Origin of the sequence: Streptococcus sp. 4155 (assembly GCF_013276695.1) — a bacterium.
GTDB lineage: Bacteria > Bacillota > Bacilli > Lactobacillales > Streptococcaceae > Streptococcus > Streptococcus pseudopneumoniae.
On sequence record NZ_VMLM01000018.1, the window covers coordinates 1 to 15201 of the forward strand.

Genomic DNA, 15201 nt, shown 5'->3' on the forward strand with positions numbered 1-15201 from the left:
TTTGATTTTAGTCCAGTATAAATACATTCAATCACGGAATAATGGAAGGTAAGTATAGGATATTTTATGTGCCTATTCAATCATGGGCATCTTTATCGATTACCATTTCATTTTCGGCTTAGAAAAGAAAGGACAAGGTTAAAACAATTTCTTCAATAAAGGAGTCAAGATTGGCTCCTTTCCTTGTCTTCTCTAACCAAGCATGTTATAATGAATACTGCTCAAGCGACCTTCAATCGTTAAAGCACACACGACCTTCAATCGTGAACTAGTCATTTCGTTTATCTTTTATTACGTCGTTAACTCGAAATGAGATTCAAGCTGAGCTTGTCTGATTTATAACCTCAATCAGTCTCCCAGACTAATTGAGCGAACTCAAGTTATGCCTGCGACTCGTTGCCTAGTCCTAAAAGCAAACGAAAAGACTATACTCGAAGAAATTCTATTGAAAGTCATAGTAAATAGAATTTTGAGGGGTATAAATAAACGAATAGATGGGAGACTTACCATGAGTGATAACTCTAAAACACGTGTTGTTGTGGGGATGAGTGGTGGTGTTGATTCGTCGGTGACGGCTCTTTTGCTCAAGGAGCAGGGCTACGATGTGATCGGTATCTTCATGAAGAACTGGGATGACACAGATGAAAACGGCGTCTGTACGGCGACCGAAGATTATAAGGATGTGGCTGCGGTGGCAGACCAGATTGGTATTCCTTACTACTCTGTCAATTTTGAAAAAGAGTACTGGGACCGCGTTTTTGAGTATTTCCTAGCGGAATACCGTGCAGGGCGCACGCCAAATCCGGACGTTATGTGCAACAAGGAAATCAAGTTCAAGGCCTTTTTGGACTATGCCATGACCTTGGGGGCAGACTATGTAGCGACTGGGCATTATGCTCGAGTGGCGCGTGATGAGGACGGCACTGTTCACATGCTTCGTGGCGTGGACAATGGCAAGGACCAGACCTATTTCCTCAGCCAACTTTCGCAAGAACAACTTCAAAAAACCATGTTCCCACTAGGACATTTGGAAAAGCCTGAAGTTCGAAAACTAGCAGAAGAAGCAGGCCTTTCGACTGCTAAGAAGAAAGACTCGACAGGGATTTGCTTTATCGGAGAAAAGAACTTTAAAAACTTCCTCAGCAACTACCTGCCAGCTCAGCCTGGTCGCATGATGACTGTGGATGGTCGCGATATGGGCGAGCATGCAGGTCTTATGTACTATACAATCGGTCAGCGTGGCGGACTCGGTATCGGTGGGCAACACGGCGGTGACAATGCCCCTTGGTTCGTTGTCGGAAAAGATCTAAGCAAGAATATTCTCTATGTAGGACAAGGATTCTACCATGATTCGCTCATGTCAACTAGCCTAGAAGCCAGTCAAGTCCACTTTACTCGTGAAATGCCAGAAGAGTTTACGCTAGAATGTACGGCTAAATTCCGTTACCGTCAGCCTGACTCTAAGGTGACCGTCCATGTCAAAGGAGACAAGGCAGAGGTCATCTTTGCGGAACCACAACGCGCGATTACACCAGGACAGGCAGTTGTCTTTTACGATGGCGAAGAGTGTCTAGGTGGTGGTTTGATTGACAATGCTTACCGCGATGGACAAGTTTGTCAGTACATTTAGATTGACAAATTTTCTCAATTTGCTACAATAATAACAGCAATAGAAATGATGGTCAAAGCTCATGGATGTTGCAGGCTTTTTTGTCCTGCACTTCTTTGTAGTTTTGACTGTTTTTGTGTCGTTTAAGGGAAAGGACAAGAATGACTCAACAAGACTTTCGGACAAAAGTAGACAATACGGTTTTTGGTGTTCGGGCGACAGCTTTGATTCTTCAAAATCGCAAGCTTCTAGTCACCAAAGACAAGGGCAAGTATTACATTATCGGCGGTGCGATTCAAGTTAACGAAAAAACGGAAGACGCGGTAGTCCGTGAAGTGAAGGAAGAACTGGGTGTTAAATCTCAAGCTGGGCAGCTAGCTTTTGTGGTTGAAAATCGTTTTGAAGTGGACGGCGTTTCCTATCACAATATCGAGTTTCATTATCTGGTGGATTTGCTTGAAGATGCCCCGTTGACCATGCAGGAAGATGAGAAAAGGCAGCCCTGTGAGTGGATTGACTTGGATAAGCTCCAGAATATCCAGCTAGTTCCAGCCTTTTTAAAAACAGCCCTACCAGATTGGGAAGGCCAACTAAGACACATTCATCTTGAGGAATAGGAGAGAAACATGACTTATCATTTTACTGAAGAATACGATATTATTGTAATTGGTGCGGGACACGCTGGGGTTGAGGCTTCCTTGGCCGCTAGCCGTATGGGCTGTAAGGTCCTGCTTGCGACCATCAATATTGAAATGCTGGCTTTCATGCCTTGTAATCCCTCTATCGGTGGTTCTGCCAAGGGGATTGTCGTGCGTGAAGTCGATGCCCTCGGTGGCGAGATGGCCAAAACCATTGACAAGACTTACATCCAGATGAAGATGCTTAACACAGGGAAGGGGCCAGCCGTCCGTGCCCTTCGTGCGCAGGCTGATAAGGAACTTTACTCTAAGGAAATGCGCAAGACGGTTGAAAATCAAGAAAATCTGACCCTTCGTCAAACCATGATTGATGAGATTTTAGTGGAAGACGGCAAGGTTGTCGGTGTGCGTACAGCTACCCATCAAGAATATGCTGCTAAGGCTGTTATCGTGACGACAGGGACGGCCCTTCGTGGGGAAATTATCATCGGAGATCTCAAGTACTCATCAGGCCCTAACCACAGCCTAGCTTCTATTAACCTTGCTGATAATCTCAAGGAACTGGGACTCGAAATTGGTCGTTTCAAGACAGGGACGCCTCCACGTGTCAAGGCTTCTTCTATCAATTATGATGTGACAGAGATTCAGCCAGGAGACGAAGCGCCAAATCACTTCTCATATACTTCACGTGATGAGGACTATGTCAAGGATCAAGTGCCATGCTGGTTGACCTATACCAATGGTACCAGTCATGAGATTATCCAAAACAACCTCCACCGTGCGCCTATGTTTACAGGTGTGGTCAAGGGAGTGGGCCCTCGTTACTGTCCGTCGATTGAGGACAAGATTGTGCGCTTTGCAGACAAGGAACGCCACCAACTTTTCCTAGAGCCAGAAGGGCGCAATACAGAGGAAGTCTATGTCCAAGGCCTCTCAACCAGTTTACCTGAAGATGTGCAACGTGAGCTGGTTCATTCTATCAAAGGTTTGGAAAATGCAGAGATGATGCGAACAGGTTATGCCATCGAGTACGATATGGTCTTGCCACACCAGTTGCGTGCGACTCTGGAAACCAAGAAAATCTCCGGACTTTTCACTGCTGGTCAGACTAATGGAACGTCAGGTTATGAAGAGGCAGCAGGCCAAGGGATTATCGCTGGGATCAATGCGGCTCTGAAAATCCAAGGTAAACCTGAGTTGATTTTGAAGCGCAGTGACGGTTATATCGGGGTGATGATTGATGACTTGGTGACCAAGGGAACGATTGAGCCTTATCGCCTTTTGACCAGTCGTGCTGAATACCGCCTCATTCTCCGCCATGACAATGCTGATATGCGTTTGACTGAGATGGGCCGTGAGATTGGTCTTGTGGATGATGAACGCTGGACTCGCTTTGAAATCAAGAAAAATCAATTTGAAAATGAGATGAAACGCCTAGACAGCATCAAACTCAAGCCAGTCAAGGAAACCAATGCCAAGGTTGAGGAGATGGGCTTCAAGCCGTTGACAGATGCAGTGACAGCCAAGGAGTTCCTTCGCCGTCCAGAAGTTTCTTACCAAGATGTGGTGGCCTTCATCGGACCAGCTGCAGAGGACTTGGATGACAAGATTATCGAATTGATTGAAACAGAAATCAAGTACGAAGGCTATATTTCCAAAGCCATGGACCAGGTTGCTAAGATGAAACGTATGGAAGAAAAACGCATTCCAGCCAATATTGATTGGGATGACATTGATTCTATCGCAACCGAAGCTCGTCAGAAGTTCAAACTCATCAATCCAGAAACCATCGGTCAAGCCAGCCGTATTTCGGGAGTAAACCCAGCAGATATTTCTATTTTGATGGTGTATCTGGAAGGTAAAAATCGTAGTATTTCTAAAACTCTTCAAAAATCAAAATGATACGTCGTCGGCTTCTTACGAATGAGTTCAAAGCTTGGCTTTGATTCATCTCCAACCTCCCATAGTTCCCCGAACTATGGGAGCTAACTCAAGTTATGCATTTTCCTAGCCTTCTGGTCTGATTTTCATTGAGTTTTAATCTCAAAAGAAAGCATAGAGAAAAACAGCTCCGAAGACGGGGCTGTTTTGTTGACTTGTACTCAATGAAAATCAAAGAGCAAACTAGGAAGCTAGCCGTAGGTTGCTCAAAGCACTGCTTTGNNCGAAGTCAGTAACCATATATACGGCAAGGCGAAGCTGACGTGGTTTGAAGAGATTTTCGAAGAGTATTATTCTTCATCTGGTGTGAGGATCATCGGGATGATAATCGGTTCACGTTCGGTATTTTCATAGAGGAAGGGGCGAATAGCGTTGACAATGGCACCATTGACAGATTGCACGCTAGCATCCTTGTTTTTCAGTGCGATACGAATGGCATTGAAGAGGATACGCTGGCTTTGGCGAATCAGGTCGCCAGACTCTCTCATGTAGACAAAGCCTCGGCTGAGGATGTCTGGACCAGATAGAATCATCTGCGACTTGAAGTCAACAGTTGCGACTGCTAAAACGACACCGTCTTCAGATAGATCACGACGGTCTTTGAGGACAGCTGCGCCGATTTCACCGATACGATTTCCATCGACATAGATGTCTTGGGCGTTGAAATGACCTGCAATACGAGCTGAGTCAGCAGTAAGGGCAAGCACATCACCATTACTCATGATAAAGATATTGTCCTTCTCAACACCAGTATCCACTGCTAGTCCAGCATGGACTTTTTGCATGCGGTATTCACCGTGGACAGGCATGAAGTATTTTGGCTTAATCAAGCGGAGCATGAGTTTTTGCTCTTGCTGGCCACCGTGTCCAGATGTATGGATATTGTTCACTTTACCGTGGATAACTTCGACACCAGCTTCAGAAATGATGTTAATCAGCTTGTTGACGCTAGTCGTATTTCCAGGGATTGGGCTTGAAGAGAAGATAACGGTATCACCGGGTTGGAGTTGTACCTGACGGTGGGTTCCGTTGGCGATACGAGAGAGGGCTGCCATAGGCTCGCCCTGACTACCTGTACAGAGGATCAGAACCTCGCCAGCAGGGTAGTCTTTGATTTCATTTGGCTCGATAAAGGTTCCCTTAGGAGCTTTGATGTAGCCAAGGTCGATTCCGTTGACAATGGCCTTTTCCATAGAACGACCAAAGACCGCAATCTTACGTCCAGTCTTAACAGCAGCTTCAGTTGCTTGCTGGAGACGGAAGATATTTGAGGCAAAGGATGCAAAGATGATACGTCCTTCAATGCCTTGGATAATCTTCATGATGGACTGACCAACGACTTTTTCAGAGTTGGTAAAGGTTGGCACTTCTGCATTTGTTGAGTCAGACAGAAGACAAAGCACGCCTTCTTCACCAAGGGCAGCCATACGATGCAAGTCTGCAGGTTCTCCAACTGGAGTAAAGTCGAACTTGAAGTCGCCCGTACAGATGATTTTTCCTTGCGGAGTATGAATGACAATTCCCAAAGGCTCTGGAATAGAGTGAGTCGTTCTAAAGAAAGTTGCCTTGAGATTTTTAAAGGTCAACTCAGTGTTGTGGTTTATTTCGTAAAGTTTGGCGTTGCGCAAGAGGCCGTGTTCTTCGAGTTTCCCACGGATCAAAGCCAAGGCAAGTGGTCCAGCATAGATAGGGACATTTGCTTGCTTGAGCAGGAACGGAATCCCACCAATGTGGTCCTCGTGTCCGTGTGTGATTAAAACAGCCTTGACGCGGTCGATATTGTCCACGATGTATGAGTAGTCAGGAATGACATAGTCGATACCCAGCAAGTCATCTTCTGGGAATTTAATCCCAGCATCGACGATGATAATCTCATCTTGGTATTCAATTCCGTATGTATTTTTCCCGATTTCTCCCAGACCACCGATGGCAAAAACGCCGACTTCTTCAGGTTTAAGAGTGTAGGCCATATTAGAACTCCGTAATTTCGAAGGCGCCAGTTTCTTTTTCGTAATCTAGCAATTTGTCAGACAAGAGTTCGATATACTCGATATTGTACTCTGGGCGATTTTCTTCGACAAGTTGGCGAGCAGCGATACGGCCCTCAAGTTCTGAGTTGGCATCGATGTCTAGGTATAGTGCGCGTGTTGTTTCACGACGTGGGCTACGTTCTTTTGTTTCTTGATAAAAAACTTTGTAAATCATATAGTTCCTTTCTATTTTACAGGTCAGCTTATTCCAAACTTTTAGCATAGATTTGCTTGATTTCATTCCATTTTGTGTCTAGATTGACCTTGATTCGTTACAATTATTTCAATTATACCACAAAATGAAAAATTAGTAAAAGACGGAAACGAGAAAGTCATGGGACGATTTCTTTGGTAAACGCTTGCAATATCAAAAAGTATATGCTATAATAATAGAAAGAAATAGTATAAGCTGGAAAGGAAATAATTCGGAAACTATATTGTTTAGTGCTATTGATATTATGTTTAACTTTATAGATACTTCTGAATTGGATAAAGTTACCGAATTGAATGAACATGCTTTCCCTGTAGTTAGATTAGATAAAGCAGAGGAGCTTGGTTTAGATAATGAAGCTTTGGAGGTAGGCGTGTTTTAAACGAAATCGTAACGGATATAGAGACTAACGGAGAGTCAACTGATTTGGCTAGAATGGATCGCTCTCTTTTTCCTATAGGCTCTTATGGTAATTATTGTGGTTATGGGAAATAATGGATATTCTATTCCAGCTATTGATGATTTAGATATGGCTTGTTTCTATCATGATAAGTGTTTTAAGGGATTTTTAGCAGATAATAGAAGTTGCAATGCCGCATTCCTAATAAGATTATCTCCTATTGTAGCAAATAATGCTTGGAATACAACTAAAGGAGCATATGCAAGAGCAGCTGTGGTTCTATTTTCTAGATTCGTATAAGACCAAGTTTTTGTAAAATATGAGTTGTTACGTAAAAGTGTTGATATGAGTATTGGTGTCTATGAACAGAATCTTATCTTATAAGTTTTAACTTATCTTTTAAGGTTTCTGTTTATAGGCGCTTGTAGATGTGTTTATGTCTTTAAAAAATATATTTGCGATATTAAAAATGGATACTTATGCAATATTTCACTTTACTTATTAAGATAAATTTAAACTAAGGAGGTTGCTCTATGTATAACTTATTTGCTTTTGCTATCGGAGCTCGCTTGGTAGCTTTTATTGTTTTTGTTGCTTGCGTTTATGCGGGTAATCTTCTATTTACCAAACTGGAACGACGACAAACCAAGTTCTTGTGGAAAATTACCTTTGTGACTCTCTACTCGCTTTTTCTCCTCCTTGTAACCTATGTCGTTTGGTTTGTATTTTACTTTGGATTAAATGCTTAGATGCCCCGCTTATGCTGGGGCTTTTTGTTTGGTGGCAAAAGATAGTAAATTTATGACACGAAAATTCCACCCCATCTATCAAGATGAGGTGGTCTTTGCATTTTTCTAAAATGACATGACAATGGAATTTTCAGAGCTTATTATTTTTATGGGAGTCATTGTTCTGCTCAAAAATAGAGTTGAAGCATAAAAATAAAACAATACAAACAGATAGATCAATTGGTAAAGGGATAGTAGTCATGTTTAAATCATTGAGAATGCTGAGCAAACTATAAGAGATAAAGATAATAAAATTTATCCTTCTAAAAATGTGTTTTTTATCTAGCATGACTTACCAAACTTTTTACGAAGGTCTTTTCCAATGGTATAACCTGCCATAAATAAAGCGATACCAACACCTACACCAAAGCCACCCTTTATTTCTTGCAATTCCTTAGTAGAAATTTCACAATAGTTGTTCAAATCTTTCATCATATTAATCTCCTCCTAAAAAATAACCAGCTGCCAAACCAGAACCTATAAGTGCTGTTCCACCTGCAATAGCTTTCCAAGATACTGCTACTCCAAAGATAACCAAGGGAGCGAGACCGCCATCAATATCTGATAATTCATTTTCAGATAAGGATAAAAATTGATTGTCAAGAACGTCAAAATTTGTCATTGAACTTTCCTCCTTTTTTCTTGTTCACTTTTATATTCGTAAAAGAAAAGGAAAAGTGAACATTTTTTTAAATTATTTTTAGTTAAGTGAGGGCACTCTTGTTTGGGGATAAAGAAAATTCCCATGTGCCAGCTTTTGTAGTATAATAGTAAGCAGAAAAAAGATAGGAATGTGTTATGAAAGTATTAGCTTTTGATACGTCTAGCAAGGCTCTTTCTCTCGCTATTTTAGAGGATAAGCAGGTTCTTGCCGAGACGACGATTAATATTAAGAAAAATCACAGTATTACCCTTATGCCTGCCATCGATTTTTTGATGGCGAGTGTGGACTGGACGCCCAAAGATTTGGATCGAATCGTGGTGGCGGAAGGGCCAGGTAGCTACACAGGCTTGCGAATTGCGGTGGCAACTGCCAAAACCTTAGCTCACACTCTAAACATCGAGTTGGTTGGTATGTCGAGTCTCTTGGCTCTGGTGCCCTACCAACAAGAAGGCTTGTTCGTTCCTTTGATGGATGCGCGTCGCAACAATGTTTATGCAGGATTTTATGAAAATGCCAAACCTGTCATGCCAGAAGCACACCTGCCTTTTGAGCGAGTGATTGAGTTAATCAAGGGGGCTAGTCAGGTAACCTTTGTCGGAGAAGTTGGCCCCTTTGTTGAGCAGATTCAAGAACACTTGCCAAGGACTAATTACAAAGAAACCTTGCCAAATGCAGCCAATCTTGCTCTTTGGGCTTGGGATAAGGAAGCAGACTCCTTGCATGATTTTGTGCCGAACTACCTCAAACGTGTTGAGGCTGAGGAAAACTGGCTCAAGAACCATACCGAGTCTGGTGAGTCTTATATTAAACTCCTATGATAGAGATCAAACGAATCCAAAGACAGACTGACCTAGCTCAAGCCATCTACGCTGTCATGGCAACTGTTTACCCAGTCAGTCCTTGGACGCTGGAACAAATCCAAGCAGACCTGTCCCAAGATCAGACTTGGTATGCTCTTGCTTATGATGGGGTAGAAGTGATTGGCTTTCTAGCTGTGCAGGAGAATCTTTTTGAGGTAGAAGTCCTGCAAATCGCTGTCAAACAAACCTATCAAGGTCAAGGAATTGCATCAACCTTGTTTGCTCAATTGCCAACAGATAAGGAGATTTTCCTCGAAGTCAGAAAGTCAAATCAACGAGCGCAAGCATTTTACAAGAAAGAAAAGATGGCAGTCATCGCTGAGCGAAAGGCCTACTACCATGACCCAGTCGAGGACGCCATTATCATGAAGAGAGAAATAGATGAAGGATAGATATATTTTAGCATTTGAGACATCCTGTGATGAGACCAGTGTCGCCGTCCTGAAAAACGACGATGAGCTCTTGTCCAATGTCATTGCTAGTCAAATTGAGAGTCACAAACGTTTTGGGGGCGTAGTGCCTGAAGTAGCCAGTCGTCACCATGTCGAGGTCATTACAGCCTGTATCGAGGAGGCGCTAGCAGAAGCAGGGATTACGGAAGAGGATGTGACAGCTGTTGCGGTTACCTATGGACCAGGCTTGGTCGGAGCCTTGCTAGTTGGCTTGTCAGCTGCTAAGGCCTTTGCTTGGGCTCATGGACTTCCGCTGATTCCTGTTAACCATATGGCTGGTCACCTCATGGCCGCTCAGAGTGTGGAGCCTTTGGAGTTTCCCTTGCTAGCTCTTTTGGTTAGCGGTGGACACACAGAGTTAGTTTATGTTTCTGAGGCAGGAGATTATAAGATTGTTGGGGAAACGCGAGATGACGCGGTTGGTGAGGCATATGATAAGGTCGGCCGCGTCATGGGCTTGACCTATCCTGCAGGTCGTGAGATTGACGAGTTGTCTCATCAGGGGCAGGATATTTATGATTTCCCTCGTGCCATGATTAAGGAGGATAATCTGGAGTTTTCATTCTCAGGTTTGAAATCTGCCTTTATCAATCTTCACCACAATGCTGAGCAAAAGGGAGAAAGTCTGTCTACAGAGGATTTGTGTGCTTCCTTCCAAGCAGCTGTACTGGATATTCTCATGGCTAAAACCAAGAAGGCTTTGGAGAAATACCCTGTTAAAACCCTTGTCGTGGCAGGTGGCGTGGCAGCCAATAAAGGTCTCAGAGAACGCCTAGCAACTGAAATCACAGATGTCAATGTCATCATTCCACCTCTGCGTCTCTGCGGAGACAATGCAGGTATGATTGCCTATGCCAGTGTCAGCGAGTGGAACAAAGAAAACTTTGCAAACTTGGACCTCAATGCCAAACCAAGCCTCGCTTTTGATACCATAGAATAAAGAGTCAGCTTAAGGCTGGCTTTTTTATTTTTTCTAACTATCAGAATATTTTGACAAATGAACACAAATAATGATATAATATGCAAAAGCTAGGAGGTGGTAGGATGATTGAAAAAATGGAATTGGGGGAATTTTACAAGGAACTGCGCCTGGCTAGAAAGCTCAAGCAGTCAGATGTGGCTTGTGCTGGACTAACAGCTTCTCAGCTATCCAAGTTTGAACTAGGACAGTCTATGCTGTCTGCAGATAAGTTGATCCTAGCCATCCAAGGTATAAATGTGACCTTTGATGAGTTTGGGCACAAGCTCAACAACTATCAAGAATCTCCACATATGCGAATCGGTCGAAAGGTTGTGGATCGCTTTGCCCACCAAGATATCGCTGGCTTAGAGCAACTATTGGAGAAAATCAAGCAAGAACAGATGGCAGAGACCTATCGTCGTTTGAATGCTATTGTAATCAAAGATGCCATCCACTCACTAGATAAAAGCTACCCACTAGCAGAGGAGGATAGCGAGTTTTTGACCACCTATCTCTATGCTATCGAGTCTTGGACCTGGTTTGAACTCTATCTCTTTTGCAATACTATGCCCTTCTTGAGCAATCAAAATCTGATCTTTTTATCAACCTCCTTACTCGAAAAATCCAAAGAATTTAAAGAGTTGGTACATAATAGACTGTATATGAAAAGTGGCTTTCTGAATATTATATCAGAGCTCATGGAGCGAAAACTTTTCTCATACATCCCAATCTTCGAAGCCGAGTTGGAGAGCATGTTGCGTCCGTACGATGTTTTTGAGAAAGTATCGTGGCAATTTTTAAAGAAAATGAGTATTTTTCTTCAAACCAAGGGAAGCAACCAAAAAGAGATTGAAAATTTTATCCAATCTCTGCAAGTATTAGAAAATCCACAATTGACAGCCCTTTTTGAATTGCGTTTGCAGCAATACAAAGAGCTTATCGATTAGTTAAAAACGGGATGACAATAACCCACTCCGAAATAAGCAGGAGTATCAGTTGTATTTTTCTTTTCTTCATCATTATATCCCTCCTTGTTAGTAATAACTTTATTATACCAGAGAAGTAATCAAATTCACCAAAATCGCAAATCTGAAATTTCTATAAGAAAAAATATCAAATATGCGATTTTCTAAAATAAGCCAATTTCCGTGTTATACTGTCCTTGTAAAACATTTGAAGCAAATCCTAGGTCGCAGAAGTGGTTTACAAATGAAGATAATTGAAGGAGTGTAAAAGATGTTAAATTTACAATTTGCAGAAACAATGGAATTGACAGAAGCTGAGTTGGAGACAGTTTATGGAGGGGAACTTGGGTATAATGCCGTTATCCCAGGTGGTAGTTGGGGAGGTTTAGGAACGTCTTGGTCAATCACTAATTTCTGGGAGAAATATTTTAACCATGATTCTTCCACTGTTAATCGTCGCCATTATTAATATCCAAAGCCCTTGCCTTTTCTTGGGTAGGGGCTGTCTTTATTTCATAGTATAGGAGAAAATAGAATGAAAAAGATAATCTCACGCCGCTACTTTATTATAGCTTTTCTACTAGTTATTGCTGACCAGAAGTTCAGTGTTCTAGTTTTACGCAGCGACCTTGTTACTGGGCTATCTGACTTTGGATATTATCTGTCGGATATGATGTTGAATTTTCTTGTGGTTTTATTTGCTCTTATTGCTATGATTTGGTCGGGGAAATGGCAGAAAATCAACAGTAGAAAGTTTAAAGGATCCTATCTTTTCTATTCCTTCCTAGCTCTGCTTGCTTTTGTTGCTTGGAATTTTGTCACCTTTTTTCTTTTCCCACCTACTCGAAATGAAATTTCTTATCAACATGCTGCTCCTACTTTTACAGGAGCTACGGCATTTTTGATGTATTTTTTTTATCCTGTGATTGCAGGTCCCATTTTTGAAGACATGATTTATCGTGGATTAGTGATGACTGCTCTGGAAAAAGGAAAGCAATGGGGGCTAGATGTACTTGGTTCCGCTGTTTTATTTGGGGTCTCGCACATTAGTAATCACGGTTGGGTCTTGACAGACTTTGTCTTTTATATGGGTGGCGGTCTCATATTTGCAGTCTTGTTTAGAGTAACCAAGTCCATTTATTGGCCTATTGGGCTGCATATAGTCTACAATGGCATTGGTCAGCTTTTGATGTTACTGTAATTTTGGTTGTTAGTAGTATCGCGGTCTATCCTTGGGGAAAGCTTCCCATTTGAATTTAAGAAGGAGTTGTGATGAAAGTATTTCTTCAAAATAGAGATTTTAGGCAATTAACTGTCAACCAGTGGATTTCAACGCTTGGGGATACGATTTTTTATCTGGCCTTTTTGAATTATGTGGCAGATGCGTCTTTTGCCCCTCTGGCGATTTTACTTATCACGATTTCAGAAACTCTTCCCCAAGTTCTACAAATCTTTCTGGGAGTTTTGGCGGATTTTCAACATCATCGTGTCCTAAAATACACAGTCATTAGTTTTGCAAAATTTTTGCTTTACTCTATCGTTTCTTTATCACTTTCAGGGCAGTCCTTTTCTTTAGTATTAGTAGCATTTATTTGTCTGATTAACCTCTTGTCTGACACATTGAGTTATTTTTCAGGCGCCATGCTCACTCCGATTTTCATTAGAATTATTGGGCAAGACCATCTGGCAGAAGCTATTGGATTTAAACAGTCAACTGTCAGTTTGGTGAAAACAATCAGTAATATTCTAGGAGGAGTCTTACTAGGTATTCTATCTATCCAGTTTATTTCCTTACTGAACGATCTTACATTTTTAATCGCATTTTTAGGTATCCTTTTCATAAAAACTGACCTCTTGAAAGTAGAAAAAACGATTAGCTATCAAGAAGGACTCTCTGTAAAATCCTTTTGCCAGCATTTGCTCCAGTCATCGAAATTGATATGGAATATGAATAAGGTGCTCTTGGTTTTGTTTATTATTTCTATTAGTCAGGCAGTGATAAATGTTACAGTTCCTGTTTCTACTCTGTTTTTGAGGAATCAACCCTTTTTGAATTTACAAACAGGTCAATCTCTTGCCTTGCTATCCACTTTTGAACTGTCAGCCCTGATTGTCGGAAGTCTTGTAAGTGGCTATCTGAAAAATATGATTTCTATCAAAACAGCTCTCTATGCCTCACTTGTCATCCAGTTGCTTCTTCTAGTAGGATTTGCTACAGTTCGTTTTGACTGGATTCTCATCTTTAGTGCCGTGGATGCCTTTTTCGCAGGTGTTCTCTCTCCTAGATTGCAAGAACTCGTCTTTAAACAAATACCTGAGGAGTCAATGGGAGCAGTTCAATCTTCTATCGGTGCCATTACGGTTGTTTTACCTAGCTTATTTACAATAGCTTTGGTAACCATTGCTACTAGCTTTGGAACTCTGGCAGTTAGCTTTGTTTTATTGCTATTTCTTCTAGTTGCCTTTGTCATGCTTCTGAATATTCGTGAAAGTATTTAGCGGAGAATTTCTATAATATATATTTGAGACTGGATTGCCAGTCTTTTTATGATGGTCAAAATCAACAGACTTTTTTCTCTTTCCTGAATGTGTTATAATAGTCCATGCTGTGGCTGGAGTCTTTTCAGCCCACCTATTAAGACAATATGAGGAGAAAGATGAAAGAAAAAGGATTTTGGGAGGGATCGCAGGCAGCTATGCCAACGACCCTTGGTTATGTCAGTATTGGCCTTGCCTGTGGGATTATCGGTGCGCCCTATGTGACACCTGTAGAGATGGGCTTGATGAGCCTCTTTGTTTATGCTGGGAGTGCCCAGTTTGCCATGTTGGCACTGATTGCGGTTCAAGCTCCTGTGGCAGCTATTGCTATGACGGATTTTCTAATCAATTTGCGTCTCTTTTTGTTGAGTTTGCATGCGTCGACTTATTTCCGTCATACCAGTCTTTGGCACAATATCGGTATGTCTAGTATCTTGACAGATGAGACCTATGGCGTTTTGATGGGCGAATTAGCCCATACAGACAAGGTCAATCCTATGTGGATGCACGGAAACAACCTCAACAGCTATGTGGCTTGGTTTGTGGGAACAGTTGTCGGAACGGCTCTGGGTGGTCTGCTGCCAAATCCAGAAATCTTTGGTTTAGATTTTGCTTTGGTTGGGATGTTCATCGGCATTTTTGCTTCGCAATTCCAGATTATGCAAAGACGGATTCCTGTCCGCAATCTGCTTATTATTCTAGCAGTTGTTGCGGTGTCCTTCTTTTTGCTCTTGACAGTGGTGTCTCAGTCACTAGCTGTTCTGTTTGCGACGCTACTTGGTTGTACAATGGGGGTGGTTTTAGATGGTCAGTAAGTATCTTTTATTAGCAGTTGTTTTCTCTGGTCTTGTGACCTGGATTCCCCGTATGATTCCCTTCATCTTGGTCAAGTATAAGGGCCTGCCTGCTATCGTTGAGCGTTTTTTGAAGTTCTTGCCCGTCTCTATTATCTTTGCCTTGATTCTTTCAAGCGTAGTGACAGGTAATGTTGGGAGTCTTCCTCAAATCAAATGGCTGGACTTCTTAGCCATCTTTCCAACAGCTTGGGTAGCCTTTCGCTACCGCAATCTAGTCGGAACAGTTCTCTTTGGAGTGGTCTTAATTGCAGTCTTGCGTTTGGTCTTTTAATACTCTTCGAAAATCT

18 protein-coding genes and 1 pseudogene are annotated in these 15201 nt (G+C 42.0%); 15 read left to right on the top strand and 4 right to left on the bottom strand.

The features are described from left to right. Positions 1-508 precede the first annotated feature (508 nt). The 3 genes from mnmA to mnmG all read left to right on the top strand — a co-directional run bounded on the left by mnmA (position 509) and on the right by mnmG (position 4149). Positions 509-1630: a tRNA 2-thiouridine(34) synthase MnmA gene (gene mnmA, locus HT715_RS02405; RefSeq protein ID WP_001282951.1), complete on the top strand. Its 1122-nt coding sequence runs from the start codon at positions 509-511 to the stop codon at positions 1628-1630. A gap of 140 nt (positions 1631-1770) precedes the next feature. Continuing rightward, positions 1771-2226: an NUDIX hydrolase gene (locus HT715_RS02410; RefSeq protein ID WP_000193612.1), complete on the top strand. Its 456-nt coding sequence runs from the start codon at positions 1771-1773 to the stop codon at positions 2224-2226. A gap of 9 nt (positions 2227-2235) precedes the next feature. Next, a complete protein-coding gene (gene mnmG / locus HT715_RS02415) occupies positions 2236-4149 on the top strand; it encodes a tRNA uridine-5-carboxymethylaminomethyl(34) synthesis enzyme MnmG (protein WP_000220961.1) in 1914 nt (637 codons plus the stop codon). 329 nt (positions 4150-4478) lie between these two features. Here the strand turns inward: mnmG and HT715_RS02420 are convergent, their stop codons facing one another. Continuing rightward, the gene (locus HT715_RS02420) at positions 4479-6158 is read right to left on the bottom strand and encodes a ribonuclease J (protein WP_000331962.1); all 1680 of its coding nucleotides are present in this window, start codon (positions 6156-6158) and stop codon (positions 4479-4481) included. A gap of 1 nt (position 6159) precedes the next feature. Continuing rightward, positions 6160-6393 (bottom strand): DNA-dependent RNA polymerase subunit epsilon, encoded by a 234-nt coding sequence (locus HT715_RS02425; RefSeq protein WP_000639571.1) that lies wholly within the window; start codon positions 6391-6393, stop codon positions 6160-6162. Positions 6394-6577: 184 nt separating this feature from the next. On the opposite strand from HT715_RS02425, the gene HT715_RS02430 reads away from it, so the two are divergent. The 3 genes and pseudogenes from HT715_RS02430 (at position 6578) to HT715_RS02440 (ending at position 7578) form a co-directional block, all read left to right on the top strand. Next, positions 6578-6811 carry a hypothetical protein gene (locus tag HT715_RS02430; RefSeq protein WP_001200005.1) on the top strand — a complete coding sequence of 78 codons (234 nt, stop codon included), beginning with the start codon at positions 6578-6580 and terminating at the stop codon, positions 6809-6811. An 83-nt stretch (positions 6812-6894) separates the two neighbouring features. Continuing rightward, positions 6895-6988 (top strand): annotated as a pseudogene (locus HT715_RS12375) (phospholipase); the annotation flags it as partial. A gap of 374 nt (positions 6989-7362) precedes the next feature. Then, positions 7363-7578 (top strand): hypothetical protein, encoded by a 216-nt coding sequence (locus tag HT715_RS02440; RefSeq protein ID WP_000282480.1) that lies wholly within the window; start codon positions 7363-7365, stop codon positions 7576-7578. A gap of 321 nt (positions 7579-7899) precedes the next feature. On the opposite strand, the gene cibB is transcribed toward HT715_RS02440, so the two are convergent. Both cibB and cibA read right to left on the bottom strand, forming a co-directional pair. Then, on the bottom strand, positions 7900-8052 hold the full coding sequence (gene cibB, locus HT715_RS02445; RefSeq protein ID WP_000974046.1) for a fratricide two-peptide bacteriocin subunit CibB: 153 nt from the start codon (positions 8050-8052) through the stop codon (positions 7900-7902). A gap of 1 nt (position 8053) precedes the next feature. Beyond that, positions 8054-8239 (bottom strand): fratricide two-peptide bacteriocin subunit CibA, encoded by a 186-nt coding sequence (gene cibA / locus HT715_RS02450; protein ID WP_000180841.1) that lies wholly within the window; start codon positions 8237-8239, stop codon positions 8054-8056. 176 nt (positions 8240-8415) lie between these two features. Here cibA and tsaB point away from each other — a divergent pair, with 176 nt between their 5' ends. The 9 genes from tsaB to HT715_RS02495 all read left to right on the top strand — a co-directional run bounded on the left by tsaB (position 8416) and on the right by HT715_RS02495 (position 15185). Further along, the gene (gene tsaB, locus HT715_RS02455; RefSeq protein ID WP_138701829.1) at positions 8416-9099 is read left to right on the top strand and encodes a tRNA (adenosine(37)-N6)-threonylcarbamoyltransferase complex dimerization subunit type 1 TsaB; all 684 of its coding nucleotides are present in this window, start codon (positions 8416-8418) and stop codon (positions 9097-9099) included. Next, a complete protein-coding gene (gene rimI, locus HT715_RS02460) occupies positions 9096-9533 on the top strand; it encodes a ribosomal protein S18-alanine N-acetyltransferase (RefSeq protein ID WP_138701330.1) in 438 nt (145 codons plus the stop codon). Before tsaB ends, rimI begins: the two co-directional genes overlap by 4 nt. Then, complete coding sequence (tsaD, locus tag HT715_RS02465; protein WP_000655057.1) at positions 9523-10533, top strand: tRNA (adenosine(37)-N6)-threonylcarbamoyltransferase complex transferase subunit TsaD; 1011 nt, start codon at positions 9523-9525, stop codon at positions 10531-10533. Before rimI ends, tsaD begins: the two co-directional genes overlap by 11 nt. A 104-nt stretch (positions 10534-10637) precedes the next feature. Next, positions 10638-11501, top strand: a complete 864-nt coding sequence (locus HT715_RS02470; protein WP_138707272.1) for an XRE/MutR family transcriptional regulator — start codon at positions 10638-10640, stop codon at positions 11499-11501. 289 nt (positions 11502-11790) lie between these two features. Continuing rightward, a complete protein-coding gene (locus HT715_RS02475) occupies positions 11791-11988 on the top strand; it encodes a peptide pheromone VP1 (protein WP_000933471.1) in 198 nt (65 codons plus the stop codon). Positions 11989-12054: 66 nt separating this feature from the next. Next, positions 12055-12720, top strand: coding sequence for a CPBP family intramembrane glutamic endopeptidase (locus HT715_RS02480; protein WP_138707273.1), 666 nt, complete (start codon positions 12055-12057; stop codon positions 12718-12720). Between the two features lie 71 nt (positions 12721-12791). Beyond that, the gene (locus HT715_RS02485; RefSeq protein ID WP_171043151.1) at positions 12792-14018 is read left to right on the top strand and encodes an MFS transporter; all 1227 of its coding nucleotides are present in this window, start codon (positions 12792-12794) and stop codon (positions 14016-14018) included. Between the two features lie 158 nt (positions 14019-14176). Continuing rightward, positions 14177-14872 carry an AzlC family ABC transporter permease gene (locus tag HT715_RS02490; protein ID WP_138707275.1) on the top strand — a complete coding sequence of 232 codons (696 nt, stop codon included), beginning with the start codon at positions 14177-14179 and terminating at the stop codon, positions 14870-14872. Further along, positions 14862-15185, top strand: a complete 324-nt coding sequence (locus HT715_RS02495; RefSeq protein ID WP_138702646.1) for an AzlD domain-containing protein — start codon at positions 14862-14864, stop codon at positions 15183-15185. The genes HT715_RS02490 and HT715_RS02495 overlap by 11 nt, the downstream gene beginning before the upstream one ends. Positions 15186-15201: the final 16 nt, after the last annotated feature.